The sequence below is a fragment of the Kitasatospora sp. MAA4 genome (genome assembly GCF_029893355.1).
GTDB lineage: Bacteria > Actinomycetota > Actinomycetes > Streptomycetales > Streptomycetaceae > Kitasatospora.
Window position 1 is genome coordinate 297,723 of sequence record NZ_JARZAI010000005.1, and the last position, 20,888, is coordinate 318,610.

Here is a 20,888-nt window from a genome sequence, read left to right on the forward strand (position 1 = left end):
CGCCGCAGACCTCCCTCCTTCATGCTCCCGCCCACCCGCTCACCCCGCCAACCGCCTCATCCCGGGCAGGCTCTGCAACTCACCCACCCGGAACACCCGGGCGAGGACGACGAAGAACAGGCCCATCACCACACCCCCGGCCGCCAGGACGCCGACGGGCCCCCAGATCGGCGTCGAGGCGGCGGCGCCGAGCACCCGCGTGGCAGCCCAACCGGCCAGGCCGGCCGTCGCCGCGGCGGCGGTCAGCTTCCCGTACGTACGGCTCAGGCGCTTCCCGTCGAGCCGGCCCGCCAGCCGGCTGCGCAGGCGCTGCGCGGTGATCAGCAGGCCGAGGCCGTACGACAGCCCGTAGGCGGCCGCCATCCCGGTCACCGCCCAGCGGATCGGAAGCAGCAGGTGGCAGCCGGTGGCCAGGGCGATGTTGAAGACGGCGATCCACACCGCCATCCAGAACGGGGTCCGCGCGTCCTCGAAGGCGTAGAAGCCGCGCAGCAGCAGGAACTGCGCGGAGAACGGGATCAGGCCGAGGGCGAGCGCCTGGAGCATGTAGCCCATCGGCCGGGTGGAGTCGACGCCCCCGGGGCCGTGGGCGAAGAGCAGGGTGGTGATCTGCGGGCCGAACAGGAGGAGGAAGAAGGCACAGGGGACGATCACCACACCAGTGACGCGCAGGGCGCGCGAGAGATCCTCGCGGACGTCGTCCACGCGCCGCTCGGCCCCCGCCCGGCTCAGCCGTGGCAGCAGCGCGGTGACCAGCGAGACGGTGACGATCGACTGCGGCAGGCTCCAGATGGTCTGCACGTACGAGTAGGCGGTGCTGCCCACGCCGGCCTGGGGCAGCACGAGATCGGCGGCGTTGGCGTAGTGGGTCACCACCATGAGCGCGGCCTGGTTGGCCAGCACGAACAGCAGCGTCCAGCGCGCGGCGCTCACGCTGCTGCGCAGGCCGACTCCCCGCCAGTCGAAGCGCAGCCGCCAGCGGAAGCCCGCCTCCCGGAGGTACGGGATCAGCGCGACGGCCTGCAGGGCGATCCCGATCGTCGTCCCGACGCCCAGCAGCCGCACCTGGGCGGGCGTCACGTCCTGGACGGTCCTGGGTACCGTCAACAGCCCGACGAAGAGGCCGAAGAGAGCGATCAGGACGACGTTGTTCAGCACCGGAGTCCAGGTGACGGCGCCGAACTTCTCCCTGACGTTGAGGAGTTGTCCCAGGACCGTGGACAGCCCGTAGAAGAATATCTGCGGCAGCAGGAAGCGGGCGAAGACCACGGTCAGCTCGAACGCCGCATGATCGGCGGGCGAGTCGGGCAGATACAGGCTGACGATCTGCGGCGCGGACAGCACCGCCGCCACCGTGCCCACCCCCAGGACGCAGAGCACCAGCGTCAGCAACCGCTGTTCGTGCGCCCGCCCACCGTCCGCGTGCTCCAACCGCGCCCGCACCAACTGCGGCACGAACGCCGCATTGAGCGCGCCGCCGATCAGCAGCGCGTAGAGGCTCATCGGCACCGTGTTCGCCGTGTTGTACGTGGTCGCCACCAACGCGGGTCCCAAAGCGGCCGCCTGCAACACCAGCCGGATCAGCCCCGTCGCCCGCGAAACCACCGTCCCCAGCGCCATCAACGCCGACGACCGCGCCAACCCGCCCGAGCCCTGGCCGCGCGCCCGCCGAGCCGCATGCCGCCCCCGCCGCCGTGTCTCGACACTCCCCGCCTTCGCGGACTCCCCCACCCGATTCACCATCAGCCCACTGTAGTGATCCCACTGCTGACCGACTCCCAGCCCCGGACATCACCCCGACAGAACGGACCAAGGACTCGCCATGAAGCGCTACATCCTCACCGGCACCCCCGGCGCCGGAAAGACAACGGTCCTGCGAAGGCTCGAGGAGCAAGGGCTCGAAGTCGTCGACGAGGCAGCGACCGCGGTCATCGCGCGCGAGCAGGCCCAGGGCGACCCCGAGCCCTGGACGCAGGCGGCCTTCATCGACAAGGTCGTCGCCCTGCAACGAGAGCGGCAAGTTCAACAACCCACGGCCGACAGCGTGCGCGTCCAGATCTACGACAGGTCCCCGATCTGCACCCACGCCCTGGGCACCTATCTCGGACGCCCGATCCCGGACACGCTCGCTGCCGAGATCGACAGAATCACCCGCGAACACGTCTACCAGCAGCGGGTGTTCTTCATCCGCACCATCGGGTTCTGCGAGCCCACCGCCGCCCGTCGCATCAGCTTCCAGGAGTCGCTGGTGTTCGAGCGGATTCACGAACAGAGCTACCGGCAGTTCGGCTACGAGCTCGTCGACGTCCCTGCCGGCACCGTGGCCGCCCGAGCAGCCTTGATCGCGGACACCATCGCGCAGGGCCACTAGGGTGTTCGAATGCAGCGACTGGCGCTCTTCGACCTTGACGGCACACTCCTCGATCGCGACGCCGCATTCGCCCTCTGGGTCCGCGAGTTCGTCAGCGACCGGACGCTTGACGAGAGCGCGCACGGCTGGCTGACGCTTGCGGATGCCCGCCACACCGGGCCGATGGGCGACTTCTTCGACAGGGCGCGTGAGCAGTTCGGCCTTGCCGAGTCGGCGGAACAGCTCTGGGCCCAGTACCGAAGGCGGATGCCGGAGTTGGTGGTGTGCCCGCCCGCCGTCCTGGCGGCGCTCGGCGAACTCCGCGACGCCGGGTGGAGGGTCGCGATTGTCACCAACGGCATGCAGGACAACCAGCTGGCCAAGATCCAGCGCACCGGCCTGGCCGACCTGGTCGACGCCTGGTGCATCTCGGAGGAGGCCGGTGTCCGCAAGCCCGACCCCGAGATCTTCCGCCTGGCCGCCCAACGCTGCGGCACCCTGATCGAGCACGGGGGTTGGATGGTCGGCGACAGCCTGCCCGCTGACATCGGAGGAGGGCAGGCCGCAGGACTGCGCACCGTCTGGCTCCGCAACCGCCGAGCATCAGAACCCCAACCTCACACCGCTACCCCGCACTTCACGGTTGACTCCCTACCCGAGGCGGTCCAGGTGATCCGCCAGGCGCGGTAGCGCCGGGCGACCTCCGCCGACGAGCACCTACTCAAGGTCATCTGCAGGGCGAACGTCGCCTGATGACCCGAACCCTCCCCTCCCCTCACCGCGCTCCGAACAGCTCGTCCAGGTGGTGCGCGAGGATCACCAGCGCAGCCTCGCCGGTGCGCTGGCCGCCCAGGACGCTTGAGCCGAGGCCGTTGACCATGGCCAGCAGGCCGGCGGCGGTCATCTCGGGGTCCTTGCGGGGGTCGATCGCCCCGCTCTGCTGAGCCGCGCGGATCTGCTTGGCGAGGAAGCCTTCCAGAAGGTCGGGCTGGGCCGTGCCGTGCTTCGCCAGCACTTCGGGATCGCTGAGCACCAGCGTGTAGTACGCGGCATAGGTTCTGGTGATCCGGCGGCTTTCCGGATCGGTCGGCAGGATGCACGACAGGACCGCGGTCACGATGCCGCGCGGGGTGGACGGGGAGCCTGGCGAGCCCGCCGCGCCGATCCACTGCTCCATGCGCGCCTGGAGTTGGGCGCCGAGCCTGGCCAGCGCGTCCAGCAGCAGGCCTTCCTTGGTCGTGAAGTAGTACTGCACCAGTCGCAGGGAGACACCGGCTTCGGCGGCGACCGCCCGCATGCTGGCCGACTGCAGGCCCTGGGTGTCGGCGATGCGCAGCAGCGCCTCGGCGATCTGTCGTCTGCGGTCCTCGTGGTCCACCTGTGCCGCCATGCCGCGACCTCCCTCTGGTACACCCGTATCATGCCGTGATACACATGTATCATGCGAATCAGCCAGTTCAAGAACGCCCAGGCCGACGACCGGTTCCGGGCCTCCTACGAGCGGACTCTGGCAGAACTGTGGCCTGGGCCGCGGACGGTACTCGACCTTCCGACCAGCTTCGGGACCACCCGCGTCTACCGGACCGGCCCGCAGAGCGGCGAGCCGATCGTGCTGCTGCCCGGCTCGGGCGGCAACGCGCTGATGTGGCACCGGTACGTCGACGTGCTGGCTCAGCACCATCCGGTCATCGCCGTCGATCCGATCGGTGAGCCCGGTGCGAGCGTGCAGACGGCCCCGATCAGCGACGGCCGGGACGGCGCCGCCTGGCTCGACGACGTCCTGGAAGCAGTGGACGCGACGACCGCCCATGTCGTCGGCTGCTCCTACGGCGGCTGGCTGGCGCTCAACCACCAGATCCACCACCCCGGGCGGACAGCCTCCCTCACCCTGGTGGATCCCGCGGGCTTCGCCGACATCGGCCCGCGCTTCTACGCCTGGCTGATCGCCGGCGGGCTTGCCGCAGCCGCGCCGCGCCCGCTCCGCCCCCGGCTGGCCCGCCTGGTTGGCAACAGCGCGATCCTGGAGAGCGAACTGATGCGCCTGATGCGCGCGTCGATGGGGTTCCGCCGCGCGCTTCCGGTGCCCCCGGTCCTCTCCGACGAGGAACTGCGCCGCGTGCGCGTCCCCGCACTGTTCCTACTCGGGGAGCGCAGCGCCCTGCACGACGCGCGCGAGGTCGCCGAACGCATCGGCAGGCTCGTGCCCTCGGCCCGGGTGGAGATCGTGCCCGGTGCCGGCCACGCGCTGCCGACCGACCGGCCGGACCTGGTGGCCGACCGCATCCTCCACGCCGTCAGGCAGTGCACCCGGAACTAGGCGCGCCCGCCCGGCAGGGGTGATGCCGCACGCCGAAGGTGGGTCTCCGCGAGGTGGCGGCTGACCTCGGGCGTTCGCGCCGCGAGGACGACGGCCACATGGAGTGCCCCGGTCACGACGACGACGCCGCCGATGACCCACGGCAGGGGTGCCACGTACCCGATCCCGGCCGAGGCGGCCGGGATTCCCATGATCGCCGTCGCCATCGCGAGGCTGCGGATCATCGACTGCGCCTCCGGATGGCCGCGGTGGAAGCGCAGAGCAGCCTGGGTCCAGAGGACCGTCGGGACCAGGCCGACGACCGTGAGGACCAGGGCGATCACGATCCCCACCTGAGCGAATCCCTTGCCGAGCCCGTGGGCGGTGGCGATCTGGTCGATGCAGTACCCGATCAGCACCAGCAGCCCCAGCACCACCAGGTACCAGAACGCAACGAAGAACGTCACCAGCCACCGCGTGACCCGAACAGACACCAGCGCGCTACCGAACCGGGTGGCCGGCCTCGCGCAGCGCGGCCTTGACCTCGCCGATGCGCAGGTCGCCGAAGTGGAAGACGGACGCCGCCAGCACCGCGTCCGCGCCGGCCTCCACGGCCGGGGCGAAGTCGGCGAGTTTGCCGGCGCCGCCGGAGGCGATGACCGGGATGGAGACCGACTTCCGCACCGCGCGGATCATCTCCAGGTCGTAGCCGTCCTTGGTGCCGTCCGCGTCCATCGAGTTGAGCAGGATCTCCCCGGCCCCCAACTCGGCTGCGCGGCCCGCCCATTCGACGGCGTCCAGGCCGGTGCCCTGCCGCCCGCCGTGGGTGGTGACCTCGTAGCCGGAGGCGGTCTCGGTGCCGGGCGGGCAGCGGCGGGCGTCCACCGAGAGCACCAGCACCTGGCGGCCGAAGCGCTGGGCGATCTCGCGGATCAGCTCAGGCCGGGCGATCGCCGCGGTGTTGACGCCGACCTTGTCGGCGCCGGCCCGCAGCAGCTTGTTGACGTCCTCGACGGCCCGGATGCCGCCGCCCACCGTCAGCGGGATGAAGACCTGCTCGGCGGTGCGGCGCACCACGTCGTAGGTGGTCTCCCGGGAGCCGGACGAGGCGGTGATGTCGAGGAAGGTCAACTCGTCGGCGCCCTCGGCGTCGTAGAGCTTGGCCATCTCGACCGGGTCGCCGGCGTCGCGCAGGTTCTGGAAGTTGACGCCCTTGACCACCCGGCCGGCGTCGACGTCCAGGCAGGGGATGACTCGGACCGCGAGGGTCATGTACCAGTACCTTCCAGGGAGTTCGCGAGCCCGACACGGTGGGCGTCGAGTTCGATCTCGACCATCATCCGGGAGTCGATCAGGCCCTCCACCACGACCATGGTCGCGGCCGGACGGCTGGCGTCGAAGAGCACCTTGTGGGCGCGGCCCACCTCGTCGGCGTCCCGGACGTGGGTGATGTACATCCGCGTGCGGATCACGTCCGCCGCGGTCAGACCGTACGTGGCCAGGGCGGTGAGGCCGACGCCGAAGGCGGCCAGCGTCTGCCGGTACGGGTCGCCCTCGTGCTCGATCTTCCCGTCCACCCAGGCCGTGGAGCCGGCCACATGGACGTAGTCGCCGGCTGCGACCGCCCGCGAGTACCCGAACTGCTCCTCCCAGGGGGAGAATCCGGCGACCCGGCCACGTACGATCCGAGGATCTGTCACGACATGGCCTCCAGGGCCTCTTCGAGGGTGAACTTCTGCTCGTAGAGGGCCTTGCCCACAATCGAACCCTCGACACCTTCCGGCACCAGGGTGGCGATGGCCCGCAGGTCGTCGAGCGAGGAGACCCCGCCCGAGGCGACCACGGGACGGTCGGTGGCGGCGCAGACGTCGCGCAGCAGCTGGAGGTTGGGGCCGGTCAGGGTGCCGTCCCGGTTGACGTCGGTGACGACGTAGCGGGCGCAGCCCTCGGAGTCGAGCCGGGCCAGCACCTCGAAGAGGTCGCCGCCGTCGCGGGTCCAGCCGCGGCCGCGCAGGGTGGTGCCGACCACGTCCAGGCCGACCGCGATCTGCTCGCCGTGCTCGGCGATCACCTTGGCGACCCACTCGGGGCTCTCCAGCGCGGCGGTGCCGAGGTTGACCCGGGTGCAGCCGGTGGCCAGCGCGGCGGCGAGCGACTCGTCGTCGCGGATGCCGCCGGAGAGCTCGACCTTGATGTCGAGTCGGCCGGTGACCTCGCGCAGCAGGTCGCGGTTGCTGCCGGTGCCGAAGGCGGCGTCCAGGTCGACCAAGTGCAGCCACTCGGCGCCGGCGTTCTGCCAGGCGAGGGCGGCGGCGAGCGGCTCGCCGAAGGAGGTCTCGGTGCCGGAGGCGCCCTTGACCAGGCGCACGGCCTGGCCGTCCCGGACGTCGACGGCGGGCAGCAGTTCAAGGCGGCTCGGGCGGCTCATGGCAGGCAACTTTCCAGACATCAGAGGGTGTTGACCCAGTTGGTCAGCAGGGTGGCGCCGGCGTCGCCGGACTTCTCGGGGTGGAACTGGGTGGCCCACAGCGGGCCGTTCTCGACGGCCGCGACGAACGGCTGCCCATGCGTGGCCCAGGTGACGAGCGGGGCGTGCAGCCGCTCGTTGTTGGACTCCAGCTCCCAGTGGCGCACGCCGTAGGAGTGCACGAAGTAGAACCGGGTCTCCGGGTCCATGCCGGCGAAGAGCCGGCTGCCCTCGGGCGCGGAGACGGTGTTCCAGCCCATGTGCGGGACGATCGGCGCGTCCAGCGGCTCGACGGTGCCGGGCCACTCGTCGCAGCCCGCCGTCTCGACGCCGTGCTCGACGCCGCGCTCGAACAGGATCTGCATCCCGACGCAGATGCCGAGCACCGGACGGCCGCCGGCCAGCCGCCGTCCGATGATCTGCTCGCCGCGCACGGCCCGCAGGCCGCGCATGCACGCCTCGAAGGCGCCGACGCCGGGGACCAGCAGGCCGTCCGCGTCCAGCGCCTGCTGGAAGTCGGAGGTCACCGTCACCGTCGCGCCGGTGCGCTCGACCGCGCGCTGGGCCGAGCGCAGGTTTCCGGACCCGTAGTCGAAGACGACCACATTCTTGCCCATAGCAGTCAACTCCCTTGAGCTAGAGGCGCATCAGGCCGGCGGCCAGGCAGAGCACCGAACCGATCGCGAGTACCGCGGTGACGCCCTTGGGCAGCTTCTGCTTCCAGAAGGAGTACACGCCGGCGCCCAGGAAGAGCCCGCCGGCGATCAGGATCGTGGAGCTGGTCACAGTGCGCCCTTGGTCGAGGGGAGGATGCCGGCCGCGCGCGGGTCGAACTCCGCGGCGTAGCGCAGCGCCCGGGCGAGCGCCTTGAACTGGCACTCCACGATGTGGTGCGCGTTGCGCCCGTACGGGACGTGCACGTGCAGTGCTATCTGCGCCTGCGCCACGAAGGACTCCAGGATGTGCCGGGTCATCGTGGTGTCGTAGCTGCCGATCATCGGCGCCATCGACTCCGGCTCGGTGTGCACCAGGTACGGGCGGCCGGAGAGGTCCACGGTGACCTGGGCGAGCGACTCGTCCAGCGGCACGGTGCAGTTGCCGAAGCGGTAGATCCCGACCTTGTCGCCGAGCGCCTGCTTGAACGCGGCCCCCAGCGCGAGGGCGGTGTCCTCGATGGTGTGGTGGGTGTCGATGTGCAGGTCGCCCTCGGTCTTGACGGTGAGGTCGAAGAGCCCGTGGCGGCCCAGCTGGTCGAGCATGTGGTCGTAGAACCCCACGCCCGTGGAGATGTCGGTCCGGCCGGTGCCGTCGAGATCGATCTCGACCAGGACCGACGTCTCCTTGGTGGTGCGCTCGATGCGCCCGATGCGGGACATAGGGGGTTACAGCTCCTTGATCACAGTGGTGACGGCGTCCAGGAAGGCGTCGTTCTCGGCGGGCGTACCGGCGGTGACCCGCAGCCGCCCGGGGACGCCGTTGTCGCGGATCAGGACGCCGCGGTCGAGGATCGCCTGCCAGACGGCGTGGGTGTCCTCGAAGGTCCCGAACTGGATGAAGTTCGAGTCGGAGTCGGTGACCTCCAGGCCGAGCGCGCGCAGCGCCCCGACCACCCGGTCGCGCTCGCCCTTGAGCAGTTCGACGTACCCGAGCAGGGTGTCGGTGTGCTCCAGACACGCCAGCGCGGTGGCCTGGGTGACGGCCGACAGGTGGTACGGCAGCCGGACCAGCTGCACCGCGTCCACCACCGCCCGGTCGGCGGACAGGTAGCCCAGCCGCAGGCCGGCCGCGCCGAAGGCCTTGGACATCGTCCGGGTGACCACCATGAACGGGCGCTCGGCCAGCAGCGGCAGCAGCGAGTCGCGGTGCGAGAACTCGACGTACGCCTCGTCCACGATGACCATCGTCGGCTTGACGGCCTGCGCGGCGTCGTAGAGCGCGCGCACGGTGTCGGCCTCGACGGCGGTACCGGTCGGGTTGTTCGGCGAGCAGACGAAGAGCACGTCCGGGCGGTGCTCGGCCAGCGCGGCGATCGCCGCGTCCAGGTCGATGGTGAAGTCCGCCCGGCGCGGCCCGGCGATCCAGCGGGTGCCGGTGCCGCGCGAGATCAGCTCGTGCATCTGGTACGAGGGCTCGAAGCCGAGCGCGGTGCGGCCGGGGCCGCCGAAGGTCTGCAGCAGCTGCTGGATGACCTCGTTGGAGCCGTTCGCCGCCCAGACCTGCTCGCGCGAGCGGGCGAAGCCGGTGGTGCGGGTGAGGTACGCGGCCAGTCCCTCGCGCAGCTCGACGGCGTCCCGGTCGGGGTAGCGGTTGAGGTTGCGGGCGGCCTCGGCGACCCGCTCCACGATCCGGGCGACCAGCGGCTCGGGCAGCTGAAACGGGTTCTCGTTGGTGTTCAGCTGGACGGGGACGTCCAGCTGCGGGGCGCCGTAGGGCGACTGTCCGCGCAGTTCGTCGCGGACCGGGAGATCGTCGATGTTCAAGAGCCGGGAACCGTCCAGTCGAAGCGGGCGCGGATGGCGTCGCCGTGACCGGGCAGGTCTTCGGCGTTCGCGAGGTTCACCACGTGCGCGGCGACGTCCGCCAGCGCCTCGCGGCTGTAGTCGATCACGTGGATGCCGCGCAGGAAAGACTGCACCGACAGGCCGGACGAGTGACAGGCGCAGCCGCCGGTGGGCAGCACGTGGTTGGAGCCGGCCACGTAGTCGCCCAGCGAGACCGGCGCGTACGGGCCGATGAAGACGGCGCCCGCGTTGCGCACCCTGGCGGCCACGGCGTGCGCGTCCCGGGTCTGGATCTCCAGGTGCTCGGCGGCGTAGGCGTTGACCACGGCCAGGCCCTGCTCGACGTCGTCCACCAGCACGATGCCGGACTGCCGGCCGGTGAGTGCCTCGGTGACCCGCTCGCGGTGCTTGGTGTCCGCCACCTGCACGGCCAGCTCGGCCTCCACCGCGTCGGCCAGCGCCAGCGAGTCGGTGACCAGCACGGAGGCGGCCATCGGGTCGTGCTCGGCCTGGCTGATCAGGTCGGCGGCGACCTCGCGCGGCGAGGCGCTGTCGTCCGCCAGGACGGCGATCTCGGTCGGACCGGCCTCGGCGTCGATCCCGATCCGGCCCTTGAGCAGGCGCTTGGCAGCGGCCACGTAGATGTTGCCCGGGCCGGTCACCAGGTTGACGGGGGCGCACTCGGCGGTGCCGTAGGCGAACATCGCGATCGCCTGCGCGCCGCCGACCGAGTACACCTCGGTGACGCCCAGCAGCGCGCAGGCCGCCAGGATCGCCGGGTGGACCCGGCCACCGAAGTCCTTCTGCGGAGGCGAGGTGACCGCGATGCCCTGGACGCCGGCCTCCTGGGCGGGCACCACGTTCATCACCACGGAGGACGGGTAGACGGCCAGCCCGCCCGGCACGTACAGGCCGACCCGGTCCACCGGCACCCAGCGCTCGGTCACCGTGCCGCCCGGCACCACCTGGGTGGTGTGGTCGGTACGGCGCTGCGCGCGGTGCACCAGGCGGGCCCGGCGGATCGACTCCTCCAGAGCAGCCCGCACCTTCGGGTCCAGCGTCTCCAGGGCGGCGGTGATCTCCGCCTCGGGCACCCGGGTGGTGGTGAGCGTCACACCGTCGAAGCGCTCGGTGATCTCGATCAGCGCCGTGACCCCGCGATGGCGTACGTCCTCGCAGATCGGCCGCACCTTCTCCAGGGCGGCTTCCACGTCGAACTCGGCACGGGGCAGCAGGTCGCGCGGGTCACCGATGGAGCCGCGCAGGTCGATTCGAGAGATCACGGGTCAAGTGTAAGGAGTGGCCGGAACCGTCGGCCCCGCATTTCACTCCGTGATACGACTGCCGAGACGGGAAGGCCTACAGGGGGGCCGGCGCCGAGACCGGAACCGTCGTCACCAGCAGGGGGAGACAGTGCAGCACGCGCCGCGCGACTGGAGTCCGATCGAGAAGGGCCTCTGGGCGGCCTTCCGGGAGGGCCGGGTCTACGACCTGCAGTCCGCCGACCCGGCCGAGAACGACCCGGCCGACGCCACCCCCTGGGGGGCCGAGCGGATCATCCGGGCCTCCGTGCTGGCCCGGCTGCTGCTCGCGGGGCCCGCCGCGATACCGGGCTCGGTGCGCGCCCTCAAGCTCACCGGCGCGCTGATCACCGGGCGGCTCGACCTGGCGGGCGGCCGGATCGAGGACTTCATCGACGTCCGCGGCTGCCGCTTCGACACCAACGTGCTGCTCTCCGAGGCCCGCGCCGGGACGATCCGCTTCGACGGCTGCTGGTTCCCCCGGGTGGACGCCTCGCGCCTGGCCACCTCCGGCGACCTGGTCTTCGCCCGCTGCGTGGTGGCCGCCGGGCTGCGGCTCACCGACGCCCAGATCGGCACCGACCTGATCGTCAACCACCTGCTGGTCGGCAGCGACATGTACGGCCTCTCGTTCTCGGCCGACGGCCTCACGGTGAGCCAGGACTTCGAGGCCGACCGCGTGGTCAGCTACGGCGAGTTCAGCCTGCGCAGCGCCCGGGTCGGCGGCCGGCTCTCGCTGCGCGGCGCCGAGCTGCGCGCCCTGCGCGGGCAGCGCGACTGCCTCAACGCCCCCCGGCTCTCGGTGGGCAACACCTTCTACCTGAGCGGCTGGCTGCCCGGCAGCCAGCTCGGCCAGATGTACGGCACCGGCTACGGCGAGGCGGTGCCGACCGGTGGCGACAGCATCCCGTTCCACGCCTGGGGCGGGGTGCGGCTGAACGACAGCCGGTTCGAGAGCGCCTGCCTGATCGTCGGCGCCGAGTTCCACCTCGGGCCCGGCCGCGAGCTCTCGCTGCGCCGGATCCAGACCCCCGAGCTGCGGGTCACCTGCCCGGTCGCGCCGAGCGGGCACGTCTCGCTCTCCCGCGCCCGGGTCGGCAACCTGGTCGACATCCCGGGGGCCTGGCCGACCGGCGACCTGGGGCTGACCGGCTTCGTCTACGAGTCGCTGCGCCCGGCCGGCCCGTTCACCGTGCACCAGCGGATCGCCTGGCTGGACGGCGCGCTGAGCGAGTTCCAGCCAGAGCCGTACGAACAGCTGGCCGCCGCCCTGCGCCGGGACGGCTCCGACGAGGACGCCCGCGAGGTGCTCTACGCCAAGCAGCGCCGCCGCCGGCAGACCCAGTCGCTGCCGGGTCGGATCTGGGGCCGGCTGCAGGACGTCACGGTCGGCTACGGCTACCGGCCCGGCCGCGCCGCGCTCTGGCTGGTCGCCGCCTGGGCGCTCGGCACGCTCTACTTCCAGCTGCACAAGCCGTCGCCGCTCAAGGCCGACGAGATCCCGCACTGGAACGCCGCGCTGTACACGCTGAGCAAGGTGCTGCCGATCGTCGACCTCGGCCAGGACGGCTGGAACCCGGGCGGCGCCGGGCAGTTGGTGAGCGCGACCCTGGTGCTCACCGGCTGGGTGCTGGCCACCACGGCCGCTGCGGGCGCCAGTCGGCTGCTCCAGCGCGGCTGACCGGCCGGCTACCCGCCGCAAAAGCGCGGCGCGCGGGAGGCCCCGGGCCAACTACGCTGTGCGCCGTGACAGAACGGCTCCCGATCTTCCCGCTCAACACGGTGCTCTACCCCGGTCTCGTGCTGCCCCTGCACGTCTTCGAGGAACGCTACCGACGGCTGGTCGCCGATCTGGTCGCCCAACCCGAGGACCGGCCACGGCGGTTCGGGGTGCTGGCCATCAAGGACGGCCGCGAGGTCGCCCCGGTCGGCGAGAGCGAGGAGCCGGCCGGACCGCTGAGCGGCCTGGGCACCGCCACCGGCAACCCGCTGGAGGCGCTGCACCACATCGGCTGCGTGGCGGAGATCGCCTCGGTGGAGCCGCAGCCGGACGGCGGCTACGAGCTGCTGATCACCGGGACCACCCGGTTCCGGCTGCGCTCGATGGAGACCGGCGGCGCCTACCTGGTCGGCGAGGCCGAGCTGGTCGAGGAGGAACCCGGCGACGGCGCGGGCACCCTGGCCGGCGGCGTCGAACGGGCCTTCCGGGCCTACCAGAAGCGGCTGGCGGGCGCCCGCAAGGCCAGCCTGAGCGGGGAGCAGGAGCTGCCGGACGACCCGCAGGTGCTCTCCTACCTGGTGGCGGCCGCCTCGGTGCTGGACGTCCCGACCCGCCAGCAGCTGCTGGCCTGCCCGGACACCGCGAGCCGGCTGACCGCCGAGCTTGAGCTGCTGCGCCGCGAGACCGCGCTGCTCGCCTGGCTCCCGTCCCTTCCGGCCGCCGACCTGACCCGCCAGGCGTTCAGCCCCAACTAGGAGCCCTCGATGGCCAAGAAGCAACCCGGTCAGGGCACCCCCGCCACCGTCGCACTGGCCGCCGCCGGCGTCCCGTTCACGGTCCACGCGTACGACCACGACCCGGCCGCCGCCTCCTACGGCGGCGAGGCGGCGCAGGCGCTCGGTGTCGCGCCGGAGCGGGTCTTCAAGACCCTGGTGGCCGAGGTGGACGGCACGCTGACGGTCGGCGTGGTGCCGGTGGCCGGGCAGCTGGACCTCAAGGCGCTGGCCGCCGCGGTCGGCGCCAAGCGCGCGGCGATGGCGGACCCGGCCGCCGCCGAGCGCAGCAGCGGGTACGTGCTGGGAGGGATCTCGCCGCTCGGCCAGCGCCGGGCGCTGCGCACGGTGCTGGACGCCGGCGCGCTGGAGCACCCGACGATCTACGTCTCGGCAGGCCGGCGCGGCCTGGAGGTCGAGCTGGCGCCGGCCGACCTGGTGGCCCTCACCGGCGCCGTCACGGCCGCCATCGGCCGCCCCTGAATCACCGCTACTTCGGCTGCTTGCTGCCGTCCGCGTCGATCTCCTGCGGGGCCTCCGCTGCTTCCACCGGCTCCGGGTCCCCGGGAAGCGACCACTGCGGCTCGGCGTAGTACGGCGGCGGGTCCTCCTCGCGCCGGCCGAACGCGGCCGACAGCCCGAGCAGCACCACCATCGCGCTCATCGACCAGACCAGCAGCGCACCCTTGGCCCCCAGCACGAGCGCCTCGTTGAAGCCGTGCCCGTCGCCGACCTGCCGGGCGTGGCCCACCACGTCGGTGGTCGGGCCGAGCGTCACGCCGAGCTTCCAGGCCACCACCGAACCGGCGAGACCGCCGACGGCCAGGCCCACCGCGACCGCGATTCCGCCGCCGCGCCTGCGGGTGAGCAGGAAGGCCGCCACCGCGGTGACGATGCCGATCCCGGCGCCCAGCAGCGCGAAGACGCTGTCCGCGCCCGCCCGCTGCTCGCCCTCCGGATCCACGTAGAGCACCTGCTGCCCGTGCACGACGAGCGGCACCTCGGGCGCGATCCAGACCCAGAGCAGGCCCATGACCAGTCCCAGCAGCGCACAGGCCACCGCGACCGGCGCGCCGATCTTCAGCTCACCGCCGGCCCTGCGGACAAGGGAGGCCTGCGGCCGGGTAACGAGCGGCCCGGCGTCCGGAGGAGTGTTCGGTACGGTCACCAGGACATCGTTTCACGTCAAGGCGGCGGTTCGGGTCAACGGGTGGTGGCGCGGCGATAGGCCCAGGTCGCCAGGGTCAGCGAGAGCACCCCGACACCGGCGCAGACGGCCAGGTCAGCGCAGACCGCCGCCCAGTCGGGACGGGCCGCGAAGGTCCGCGCGAAAGCCTCCACCCCGTACGTCGAGGGCAGCGCGTCGCGCAGCCACTGGACGGCCGTCGGCAGGTGGCCGGGCGGCAGCACGCCGAGCAGCAGCGCGGCCGACATGCCCAGCTGGCCGAGCATGGTGGCGATCTCCTGCTTGGGCGCGAGCAGCCCGCAGGCCGCGCCGAGGCCGGAGAGCGCAGCGCCGGCCAGCGGCACCACCGCCAGCAGCACCCACAGGTGCGCCCAGGAGAGCCCGAAGAGCCAGGCCCCGATGCCCGCCGTCACCAGCGAGCCGGGCAGCGTGAAGGAGGCGAACGCGCCGGCTGCTCCGAGCACCACCGAGGCGGCCGGGACCGGCAGCGTCGCGTAGTGGTCGAGCCCGCCGGTGGCGCGCAGCCGTCCGAAGTACTGCGCGAGCAGGTTGAGCGCCACGAAGGCCACCACCAGCACGCTGGAGCCGGCCACCACCGCCCGCGCGGACGGGTTGTCGCCCGGGTCGACCACCCCGCGCATCATCACCAGGATGCCGATCGACTGGAACGAGGCGACGAACATCAGCGGGATCCGGGCCACCCTGGCGCGCGCCAGCTGCGCCCGGTAGACGGCGGCCAGCGCGGGCAGCAGCCGGGCCACGGGGGCCAGCGGCGCCGCCTGGACGTGCGGGCGGGCGACCACGGAAGGGGGGGAGAGCAGGGTCACTTCGCCAGTCCTCCATGACGCCCGCCGAGTCGGAGGTAGGCGTCCTCCAGGCTCGGGGTGGCCAGGGTGAAGTCGTCCAGGGCGGCGAAGGCCGGCCCGGTGGTCACCGCGGCGACCAGTTCCCTGGCCTCCTCGGGGGTGGTGCGCAGCGTCCAGCGGCGGCCGGTGCGCTCGACCCGGTCGGCCAGCAGGGCGACCGCGGGGACGTCCAGCGGGGCATCGCGGCGCCAGACCAGGTCCAGCCGGACGTTCCCGTCGACGAGCGCCTTGAGGCCGCCCGGCGTGTCGCAGGCGATCACCCGGCCCTCGTCCATGACGGCGACCCGGTCGAGCACGGTCTCGGCCTCGATGACGTTGTGGGTGACCAGCAGCACGGTCGTGCCGCGCTCGGCCCGGCGGCGCTCCACCGCGGACCAGACCGCCCGGCGGGCCACCGGGTCCATACCGGTGGTGGGCTCGTCCAGGACCAGCAGCGGGCGCTCGCCCACCAGGGTGGCCGCGAAGCAGGCCAGTCGGCGCTGACCGCCGGAGAGCTTGGCGAGCGGGCGGGCGGCGAGCGGCTCCAGGCCCAGTTCGGCGAGCACCTCGGCGCTCTGCGCGCGGGCCTGCGCCCGGGTGAGGCCGCGCAGCCGTCCGGTGGTCTCGGCGGCCAGCGCGACGGTCAGCTCGTCCAGCGCGGTGGACTCCTGGCCGAGGTAGCCGAGCAGCCGGGCCGCGCGGTCGGGGTGGCGGACCACGTCGTGGCCGAGGATCTCGATGCTGCCCGCGTCCGGGCGCAGCAGCCCGGTCAGCTGGCGCACCAGGGTGGACTTGCCGGCGCCGTTGGGTCCGAGCAGGCCGAAGACCTCACCCTGGTGGATCTCCAGGTCGACCCCGTCGGTGGCCCGGATCTCACCGTGGTTCTTGGTGAGGCCCCGGACGGAGCAGCAGGGCAGCAGGGGGGTCTCGCTCACGAGCGAAGACTCTACGCGCTGACCATGAGGATCCCGACCACAGGGCACCCTCCGTAATTCAGTCGTCCACGACCACCAGTTCACCACCCGGCACGCGAAGCGCGAGCTCCTTCCAGAAGCCGGCCCGGATCGCGTAGCGGTCGTGCTCGTCGATCTGGTCGTCCTTGTGGGCGAGCAGCCCGAACCGGGCGGCGTAGCGCAGCAGCTCGCCGTCGACCCGGTGCGGGATCCGCGGGTAGTCGCCCCACAGCGCGGTGAGCCGCTCGCGGTCGCCGAGCCGGTCGGTCCAGCGGCGCGCGAAGACCTGGCCGACCTCGTGCGGGTCGCCGCCGATCGCGGTGATGTCCTCCTCGCGGTCGGCCCAGCGCTGCTCAGCGGTGGTGAGCTGGGCGAGGGTCGGCAGCGTGTCGCCGGGGGTGCTGATCTCGGCGGCCGGACGGTCCACCCAGCCGCGGTCGGAGGACCAGCGCAGCACCGGCCCGTTGGTGGCGGTCGCGGTGGCGCCGGCGGCGGCCGGCGGATGGGCCGGCCCGGCGACGCGGCCGGCCAGATCCTTGGGGGTGGGGACGACCTTGAGCGCGGCGGGCGCCTGGCCGGGCTCGGCGGCCGGCTCGGGCAGCTCGGCGGCGACCGCACCGGCACTGGAACCGGTCGGGCGCAGGCTGTGCGAGGGCGGGGCGGAGAGGATCTTGGCGATCTCCGGCGGCGGTCCGGCGGGCGGGAACGCCACGGCGGGCTCGCGCAGCCGCACCGACCGGGTGATCCACTCGCGGTCCAGCACCCGGCGTTCGTCGGCCTCGCCGACCAGGTCCTCGGACTGGTTGAAGTCGCCGTCGGCGGCCTGCAGCGCCCACAGGTGGACGGCCACGCCGTGCTCCTTGGCGGACATCATGCCGGGCAGCAGGTCGCCGTCGCCGGTGACCAGCACCACGTCGGCGCAGGCCCGGTTGCGGGCCAGCTCGGAGAGCTCGGCGTGCATCGCGGCGTCCACGCCCTTCTGCACCCAGCGGCCCTCGGCCCTCGTCAGCGCGCCGAGCCGGACGGTGACCCGCGGCAGCACCCGCAGCCGTCGGTGCTCGGGCATCGGGCGGCGCTCGGGGGCCGCGTCGAACCAGTAGATCCGCAGCAGCGGCAGCCCGGTCTCCTCCTCGGCCCGCTCGCGCAGCGAGGCGATCAGGGCGGTGTGGTCCACCGTCACCCTGGACCGGGAGGACTCTCCGGCGAGCAGGCTGGCGGCGGCACCCAACAGGTATCCCGCGTCCACGAGGACGACGCAGCGGTCCACTTCCCGCACCTCTCTCCCGGTCGGCCCGGTGGCGGCCGGACACCCCACCCTTGACCCTTGTCCGATCACCTCTGTGGCGTGCGGTACGGAGCAGTCTGCCCGAGCGGTGCTCCCAGGAGCGGCCCGCCCGACCGTTGCGGTCTTCTTTACCCCCCGACGGAGCTGTGAATCACCCGGAACGACCACTGCCCGCCGGGCGCGGGCAGTGGTCGTCAGCGGTCGTCAGCGGTCGTCAGCGGGTTCAGCCCAGCCGGGCGGCGACCAGCTCGGCGATCTGGACGGCGTTCAGGGCCGCGCCCTTGCGCAGGTTGTCGCTGGAGAGGAAGAACGACAGACCGTGCTCGACGGTCTCGTCCGCCCGGATCCGGCCCACGAAGGTCGGGTCCTGGCCGGCCGCCTGAAGCGGGGTCGGGATGTCGCTCAGCACCACGCCGGGCGCGCCGGCCAGCAGCTCGCGGGCCCGCTCGGGGCTGATCGGCCGCGCGAAACGGGCGTTGACCTGGAGCGAGTGGCCGGTGAAGACCGGAACCCGGACGCAGGTGCCGGAGACCTTGAGGTCCGGGATCCCGAGGATCTTGCGGCTCTCGTGGCGAAGCTTCTGCTCCTCGTCGGTCTCGTTCAGGCCGTCGTCCACGATCGAGCCGGCCAGCGGCAGGACGTTGAAGGCGATCGGGCGGGCGTAGATCGTCGGCTCGGGGAAGTCGACCGCCGAACCGTCGTGGGTCAGCGCGGCGGCACCCTCGACGACCTTGGCCGCCTGCCCCTGCAACTCGGCCACGCCGGCCAGGCCGCTGCCGGAGACCGCCTGGTAGGTGGCGACGACGAGCGCGGTGAGCCCGGCCTCCTCGTGCAGCGGGCGCAGCACCGGCATGGCCGCCATCGTGGTGCAGTTCGGGTTGGCGATGATGCCCTTGGGCAGGTCGGCGATCGCCTCCGGGTTGACCTCGCTGACCACCAGCGGGACCTCGGGGTCGCGCCGCCAGGCCGAGGAGTTGTCGATCACCACGGCGCCGGCCGCCGCCACCTTGGGCGCCAGCTCCTTGGAGGTCGAGCCGCCGGCCGAGAAGATCACCACGTCCAGGCCGCGGTAGTCGGCGGTCGCCGCGTCCTCCACGGTGACCGTGCCGTCCTGCCAGGGCAGCTGCTTGCCGGCCGAGCGGGCCGAGGCGAAGAGCCTCAGCTGCTCCACCGGGAAGTTCCGCTCAGCCAGGATCGCGCGCACCACCGCACCGACCTGTCCGGTGGCCCCTACGATGCCGATCTTCATTCGAATCCTCCTCCGCTGTTCCCTGTCTCCTTTCATCCTGCCTTGTCACACCGTCCAGCCCGCGATGCTTTTCACCAGGTGGACGCCCTGGTCCACGGCCGCCGGCCCGGCCGCCAGCAGCGGCAGCCTGACGGCGGCGCTGGGGATCCGGCCCTGCGCGTGCAGCACGCCCTTGATCACGGTCGGGTTGGGCTCGGCGAAGGCGGCGGCCGACAGTGCGGCCAGCCGGTGCCCCAGCGCCCGGGCGTGCGCCAGGTCGCCGGCCCGCCAGGCCTCGTACAGCTCCACGAACCGCCCGGTGCACAGGTGCGCCGAGGCGAGCACGGCGCCGGCGGCGCCCAGTGCCAGTAGCGGCGAGAGCAGCGCGTCCTCGCCTGCGAGCACCGCGAAGTCCTCGGGCAGGTCGCCCAGGAAAGCCATGGCGTCCTGGTCGAGCACCCCGGGCGCGTACTTGACGCCGGCGATCCCGGGCAGCTCGGCGATCCGGCGCAGGGTGTCCGCGTCGAGCGCCTGACCGGTGCGGTAGGGGATGTGGTAGACGATCAGCGGCAGCGGGCTGCGCGCCGCCAGCTCGGTGAAGTGCGCCAGCACGCCCGCGGCCGAGGGCCGGGTGAAGTACGGGACGAGTGCCATCGCGGCCGTCACCTCCGGCCACCGCTCCAGCTCGCGCAGGGCCCGGACGCTTCCCCGGGTGTCGTTGCCGCCGGCGCCGACGGTCAGCGCCGCACCGCGCTCGCGGCAGACCCGGGCGCAGATCTCGGTCACCGCCAGCTTCTCCGCCTCGTCGAGGGTGGCCGGCTCGCCGGTGGTGCCGAGCGCGACCAGGCCCGCGGCGCCCTCGTCGAGGACGGAGTGCGCCAGCGCTTCGAGCGCGTCCGCGGCGAGCTCGCCGGTCGCGGTGAACGGGGTGATCAGCGGGATGTGGATGCCGCTCAGGAGGGGGCTCAGGAGGGGGCTCATGCTGCGAGCCTGCCGCAGCTGACCCTGCGGATCCAGTTCGCATTTCCGGCGCAACACGTAAGCTGAGCCGATGCTCGATGTCCGCCGCCTGCGCCTCCTGCGCGAACTCGCCCACCGCGGCACCATCGCCGCCGTCGCCGAGGCGCTCTCCTTCAGCCCCTCCGCGGTCTCCCAGCAGCTCACCGTCCTGGAACGGGAGAGCGGGGTGCCCCTGCTGGAGCGCACCGGCCGACGGGTGGCGCTGACGCCCGCCGCGCACCGGCTGGTCGCGCACGCGGAGGCCGTGCTGGCCCGCCTGGAGCTGGCCGCCGCCGAACTCGCCGACGCCCGCCAGGGCCCGGCCGGACCGCTGCGGATCGGCACCTTCCCCTCGGCCGCCCGGGTGGTGATCCCGGCGGCGCTGAGCGCCCTGGCCGCGCGCTACCCGGGCCTGGAGCCGCTGGTCGCCGAGGTGGACCCGGCCGGCGTCGCGGACCTGCTGCGGGCCGGTGAGCTGGACGTCGCCCTGGTCCACGACTACGACTTCGTCCCCTCACCGCCCGAGCCGGGGGTGCAGAGCGAGCCGCTCTTCGCCGAGGCGATGTACCTCGCCACCCCGCCGCCGGGCTCCACCGATCTGGCCGAGCGCCGGGACGACCCGTGGATCATGGCCACGCACGGCACTCTCTGCCACGCGATGGCCGTCCGGGCCTGCCAGGCGGTCGGATTCACGCCGCGGATCCGGCACCGGGTGGACGACTTCGCCACCGTGCTCGCGCTCGTCGCGGTCGGCCAGGGCGTGGCACTGGTACCGGAGTTGGGCGTGGTGGACCCTCCCGCCGCAGTGGCCCTGCACCGCCTGGCGATGTCCCGCCGCACCGCCGTCGCGTTCCGTGAGGGCGCGGCCGGCCACCCGGCCGTGGCGGCCTTCGCCGCAGCCGTCCGAGAAGCGCTCCCACCAGGCCTTCAGCCGAGCTGACCCTCCGGATTTCGGTGCTGTTCGCGTAACGGTTCACACAATCC

The 20,888-nt window shown here is 72.7% G+C and carries 25 protein-coding genes; 8 read left to right on the forward strand and 17 right to left on the reverse strand.

Going from position 1 to position 20,888, the window contains the following annotated elements; translation table 11 throughout:
* Positions 1-39: 39 nt before the first annotated feature.
* The gene (gene murJ / locus P3T37_RS09740; protein ID WP_280723155.1) at positions 40-1,620 is read right to left on the reverse strand and encodes a murein biosynthesis integral membrane protein MurJ; all 1,581 of its coding nucleotides are present in this window, start codon (positions 1,618-1,620) and stop codon (positions 40-42) included.
* Between murJ and P3T37_RS09745 the strand changes: the two genes are divergently transcribed.
* From P3T37_RS09745 to P3T37_RS09755, 3 genes are all read left to right on the forward strand, one after another.
* A complete protein-coding gene (locus P3T37_RS09745) occupies positions 1,520-1,756 on the forward strand; it encodes a hypothetical protein (RefSeq protein ID WP_280723161.1) in 237 nt (78 codons plus the stop codon). The two genes, murJ and P3T37_RS09745, sit on opposite strands and share 101 nt — an antisense overlap.
* Positions 1,757-1,822: 66 nt before the next feature.
* Positions 1,823-2,371 carry an AAA family ATPase gene (locus P3T37_RS09750; RefSeq protein ID WP_280723084.1) on the forward strand — a complete coding sequence of 183 codons (549 nt, stop codon included), beginning with the start codon at positions 1,823-1,825 and terminating at the stop codon, positions 2,369-2,371.
* 9 nt (positions 2,372-2,380) lie between these two features.
* On the forward strand, positions 2,381-3,040 hold the full coding sequence (locus P3T37_RS09755; protein ID WP_280723085.1) for an HAD family hydrolase: 660 nt from the start codon (positions 2,381-2,383) through the stop codon (positions 3,038-3,040).
* An 85-nt stretch (positions 3,041-3,125) separates the two neighbouring features.
* Here P3T37_RS09755 and P3T37_RS09760 read toward each other — a convergent pair whose 3' ends face one another.
* Positions 3,126-3,740 carry a TetR/AcrR family transcriptional regulator gene (locus P3T37_RS09760; RefSeq protein ID WP_280723086.1) on the reverse strand — a complete coding sequence of 205 codons (615 nt, stop codon included), beginning with the start codon at positions 3,738-3,740 and terminating at the stop codon, positions 3,126-3,128.
* A gap of 51 nt (positions 3,741-3,791) precedes the next feature.
* Between P3T37_RS09760 and P3T37_RS09765 the strand changes: the two genes are divergently transcribed.
* Positions 3,792-4,667 carry an alpha/beta hydrolase gene (locus P3T37_RS09765; RefSeq protein ID WP_280723087.1) on the forward strand — a complete coding sequence of 292 codons (876 nt, stop codon included), beginning with the start codon at positions 3,792-3,794 and terminating at the stop codon, positions 4,665-4,667.
* Here P3T37_RS09765 and P3T37_RS09770 read toward each other — a convergent pair.
* The 9 genes from P3T37_RS09770 to hisD are packed head-to-tail and all read right to left on the reverse strand — an operon-like array spanning position 4,664 to position 10,897.
* A complete protein-coding gene (locus tag P3T37_RS09770) occupies positions 4,664-5,113 on the reverse strand; it encodes a hypothetical protein (RefSeq protein ID WP_280723088.1) in 450 nt (149 codons plus the stop codon). The genes P3T37_RS09765 and P3T37_RS09770 overlap by 4 nt on opposite strands.
* A gap of 34 nt (positions 5,114-5,147) precedes the next feature.
* Positions 5,148-5,918 carry an imidazole glycerol phosphate synthase subunit HisF gene (gene hisF, locus P3T37_RS09775; protein WP_280723089.1) on the reverse strand — a complete coding sequence of 257 codons (771 nt, stop codon included), beginning with the start codon at positions 5,916-5,918 and terminating at the stop codon, positions 5,148-5,150.
* Positions 5,915-6,346, reverse strand: coding sequence for a RidA family protein (locus tag P3T37_RS09780; protein ID WP_280723090.1), 432 nt, complete (start codon positions 6,344-6,346; stop codon positions 5,915-5,917). Before P3T37_RS09780 ends, hisF begins: the two co-directional genes overlap by 4 nt.
* Positions 6,343-7,074 carry a bifunctional 1-(5-phosphoribosyl)-5-((5-phosphoribosylamino)methylideneamino)imidazole-4-carboxamide isomerase/phosphoribosylanthranilate isomerase PriA gene (gene priA / locus P3T37_RS09785; RefSeq protein WP_280723091.1) on the reverse strand — a complete coding sequence of 244 codons (732 nt, stop codon included), beginning with the start codon at positions 7,072-7,074 and terminating at the stop codon, positions 6,343-6,345. The genes P3T37_RS09780 and priA overlap by 4 nt, the downstream gene beginning before the upstream one ends.
* Before the next feature lie 20 nt (positions 7,075-7,094).
* On the reverse strand, positions 7,095-7,730 hold the full coding sequence (gene hisH / locus P3T37_RS09790; protein WP_280723092.1) for an imidazole glycerol phosphate synthase subunit HisH: 636 nt from the start codon (positions 7,728-7,730) through the stop codon (positions 7,095-7,097).
* 19 nt (positions 7,731-7,749) lie between these two features.
* Entirely contained in the window at positions 7,750-7,899 is a 150-nt protein-coding gene (locus P3T37_RS09795; protein ID WP_280723093.1) for a hypothetical protein, read from the reverse strand.
* Positions 7,896-8,489, reverse strand: a complete 594-nt coding sequence (gene hisB, locus P3T37_RS09800) for an imidazoleglycerol-phosphate dehydratase HisB (protein WP_280723094.1) — start codon at positions 8,487-8,489, stop codon at positions 7,896-7,898. Before hisB ends, P3T37_RS09795 begins: the two co-directional genes overlap by 4 nt.
* Before the next feature lie 6 nt (positions 8,490-8,495).
* Positions 8,496-9,593: a histidinol-phosphate transaminase gene (locus P3T37_RS09805; protein ID WP_280723095.1), complete on the reverse strand. Its 1,098-nt coding sequence runs from the start codon at positions 9,591-9,593 to the stop codon at positions 8,496-8,498.
* Positions 9,590-10,897, reverse strand: coding sequence for a histidinol dehydrogenase (hisD, locus tag P3T37_RS09810; RefSeq protein ID WP_280723096.1), 1,308 nt, complete (start codon positions 10,895-10,897; stop codon positions 9,590-9,592). The genes P3T37_RS09805 and hisD overlap by 4 nt, the downstream gene beginning before the upstream one ends.
* A 130-nt stretch (positions 10,898-11,027) precedes the next feature.
* Between hisD and P3T37_RS09815 the strand changes: the two genes are divergently transcribed.
* The 3 genes from P3T37_RS09815 to ybaK all read left to right on the forward strand — a co-directional run bounded on the left by P3T37_RS09815 (position 11,028) and on the right by ybaK (position 13,891).
* The gene (locus tag P3T37_RS09815; RefSeq protein ID WP_280723097.1) at positions 11,028-12,596 is read left to right on the forward strand and encodes an oxidoreductase; all 1,569 of its coding nucleotides are present in this window, start codon (positions 11,028-11,030) and stop codon (positions 12,594-12,596) included.
* Positions 12,597-12,661: 65 nt separating this feature from the next.
* Positions 12,662-13,390, forward strand: a complete 729-nt coding sequence (locus tag P3T37_RS09820) for an LON peptidase substrate-binding domain-containing protein (protein WP_280723098.1) — start codon at positions 12,662-12,664, stop codon at positions 13,388-13,390.
* A 9-nt stretch (positions 13,391-13,399) separates the two neighbouring features.
* Positions 13,400-13,891 carry a Cys-tRNA(Pro) deacylase gene (ybaK, locus tag P3T37_RS09825; protein WP_280723099.1) on the forward strand — a complete coding sequence of 164 codons (492 nt, stop codon included), beginning with the start codon at positions 13,400-13,402 and terminating at the stop codon, positions 13,889-13,891.
* 7 nt (positions 13,892-13,898) lie between these two features.
* Here the strand turns inward: ybaK and P3T37_RS09830 are convergent, their stop codons facing one another.
* The 6 genes from P3T37_RS09830 to P3T37_RS09855 all read right to left on the reverse strand — a co-directional run bounded on the left by P3T37_RS09830 (position 13,899) and on the right by P3T37_RS09855 (position 19,886).
* The gene (locus P3T37_RS09830) at positions 13,899-14,576 is read right to left on the reverse strand and encodes a hypothetical protein (protein ID WP_280723100.1); all 678 of its coding nucleotides are present in this window, start codon (positions 14,574-14,576) and stop codon (positions 13,899-13,901) included.
* Positions 14,577-14,611: 35 nt separating this feature from the next.
* The gene (locus P3T37_RS09835; RefSeq protein WP_280723101.1) at positions 14,612-15,421 is read right to left on the reverse strand and encodes an ABC transporter permease; all 810 of its coding nucleotides are present in this window, start codon (positions 15,419-15,421) and stop codon (positions 14,612-14,614) included.
* The gene (locus P3T37_RS09840; protein ID WP_280723102.1) at positions 15,418-16,374 is read right to left on the reverse strand and encodes an ABC transporter ATP-binding protein; all 957 of its coding nucleotides are present in this window, start codon (positions 16,372-16,374) and stop codon (positions 15,418-15,420) included. Before P3T37_RS09840 ends, P3T37_RS09835 begins: the two co-directional genes overlap by 4 nt.
* Before the next feature lie 58 nt (positions 16,375-16,432).
* Positions 16,433-17,659: an NYN domain-containing protein gene (locus P3T37_RS09845; protein WP_280723103.1), complete on the reverse strand. Its 1,227-nt coding sequence runs from the start codon at positions 17,657-17,659 to the stop codon at positions 16,433-16,435.
* A gap of 241 nt (positions 17,660-17,900) precedes the next feature.
* Positions 17,901-18,926, reverse strand: a complete 1,026-nt coding sequence (locus P3T37_RS09850) for an aspartate-semialdehyde dehydrogenase (RefSeq protein ID WP_280723104.1) — start codon at positions 18,924-18,926, stop codon at positions 17,901-17,903.
* A 45-nt stretch (positions 18,927-18,971) separates the two neighbouring features.
* A complete protein-coding gene (locus P3T37_RS09855; protein WP_280723105.1) occupies positions 18,972-19,886 on the reverse strand; it encodes a dihydrodipicolinate synthase family protein in 915 nt (304 codons plus the stop codon).
* Positions 19,887-19,956: 70 nt separating this feature from the next.
* Here P3T37_RS09855 and P3T37_RS09860 point away from each other — a divergent pair, with 70 nt between their 5' ends.
* Entirely contained in the window at positions 19,957-20,844 is an 888-nt protein-coding gene (locus P3T37_RS09860; protein ID WP_280723106.1) for a LysR family transcriptional regulator, read from the forward strand.
* Positions 20,845-20,888 lie beyond the last annotated feature (44 nt).

Excerpts from the sequence above, each read along its gene's own strand:
- hisH (WP_280723092.1), bottom strand. The coding sequence starts at position 7,730 with ATGGGCAAGAATGTGGTCGTCTTCGACTACGGGTCCGGAAACCTGCGC.
- P3T37_RS09765 (WP_280723087.1), top strand. The coding sequence starts at position 3,792 with ATGCGAATCAGCCAGTTCAAGAACGCCCAGGCCGACGACCGGTTCCGG.
- P3T37_RS09850 (WP_280723104.1), bottom strand. The coding sequence starts at position 18,926 with ATGAAGATCGGCATCGTAGGGGCCACCGGACAGGTCGGTGCGGTGGTG.
- P3T37_RS09750 (WP_280723084.1), top strand. The coding sequence starts at position 1,823 with ATGAAGCGCTACATCCTCACCGGCACCCCCGGCGCCGGAAAGACAACG.
- murJ (WP_280723155.1), bottom strand. The coding sequence starts at position 1,620 with ATGGCGCTGGGGACGGTGGTTTCGCGGGCGACGGGGCTGATCCGGCTG.
- P3T37_RS09860 (WP_280723106.1), top strand. The coding sequence starts at position 19,957 with ATGCTCGATGTCCGCCGCCTGCGCCTCCTGCGCGAACTCGCCCACCGC.
- ybaK (WP_280723099.1), top strand. The coding sequence starts at position 13,400 with ATGGCCAAGAAGCAACCCGGTCAGGGCACCCCCGCCACCGTCGCACTG.
- priA (WP_280723091.1), bottom strand. The coding sequence starts at position 7,074 with ATGAGCCGCCCGAGCCGCCTTGAACTGCTGCCCGCCGTCGACGTCCGG.
- P3T37_RS09855 (WP_280723105.1), bottom strand. The coding sequence starts at position 19,886 with ATGAGCCCCCTCCTGAGCCCCCTCCTGAGCGGCATCCACATCCCGCTG.
- P3T37_RS09760 (WP_280723086.1), bottom strand. The coding sequence starts at position 3,740 with ATGGCGGCACAGGTGGACCACGAGGACCGCAGACGACAGATCGCCGAG.
- P3T37_RS09755 (WP_280723085.1), top strand. The coding sequence starts at position 2,381 with ATGCAGCGACTGGCGCTCTTCGACCTTGACGGCACACTCCTCGATCGC.
- hisB (WP_280723094.1), bottom strand. The coding sequence starts at position 8,489 with ATGTCCCGCATCGGGCGCATCGAGCGCACCACCAAGGAGACGTCGGTC.
- hisF (WP_280723089.1), bottom strand. The coding sequence starts at position 5,918 with ATGACCCTCGCGGTCCGAGTCATCCCCTGCCTGGACGTCGACGCCGGC.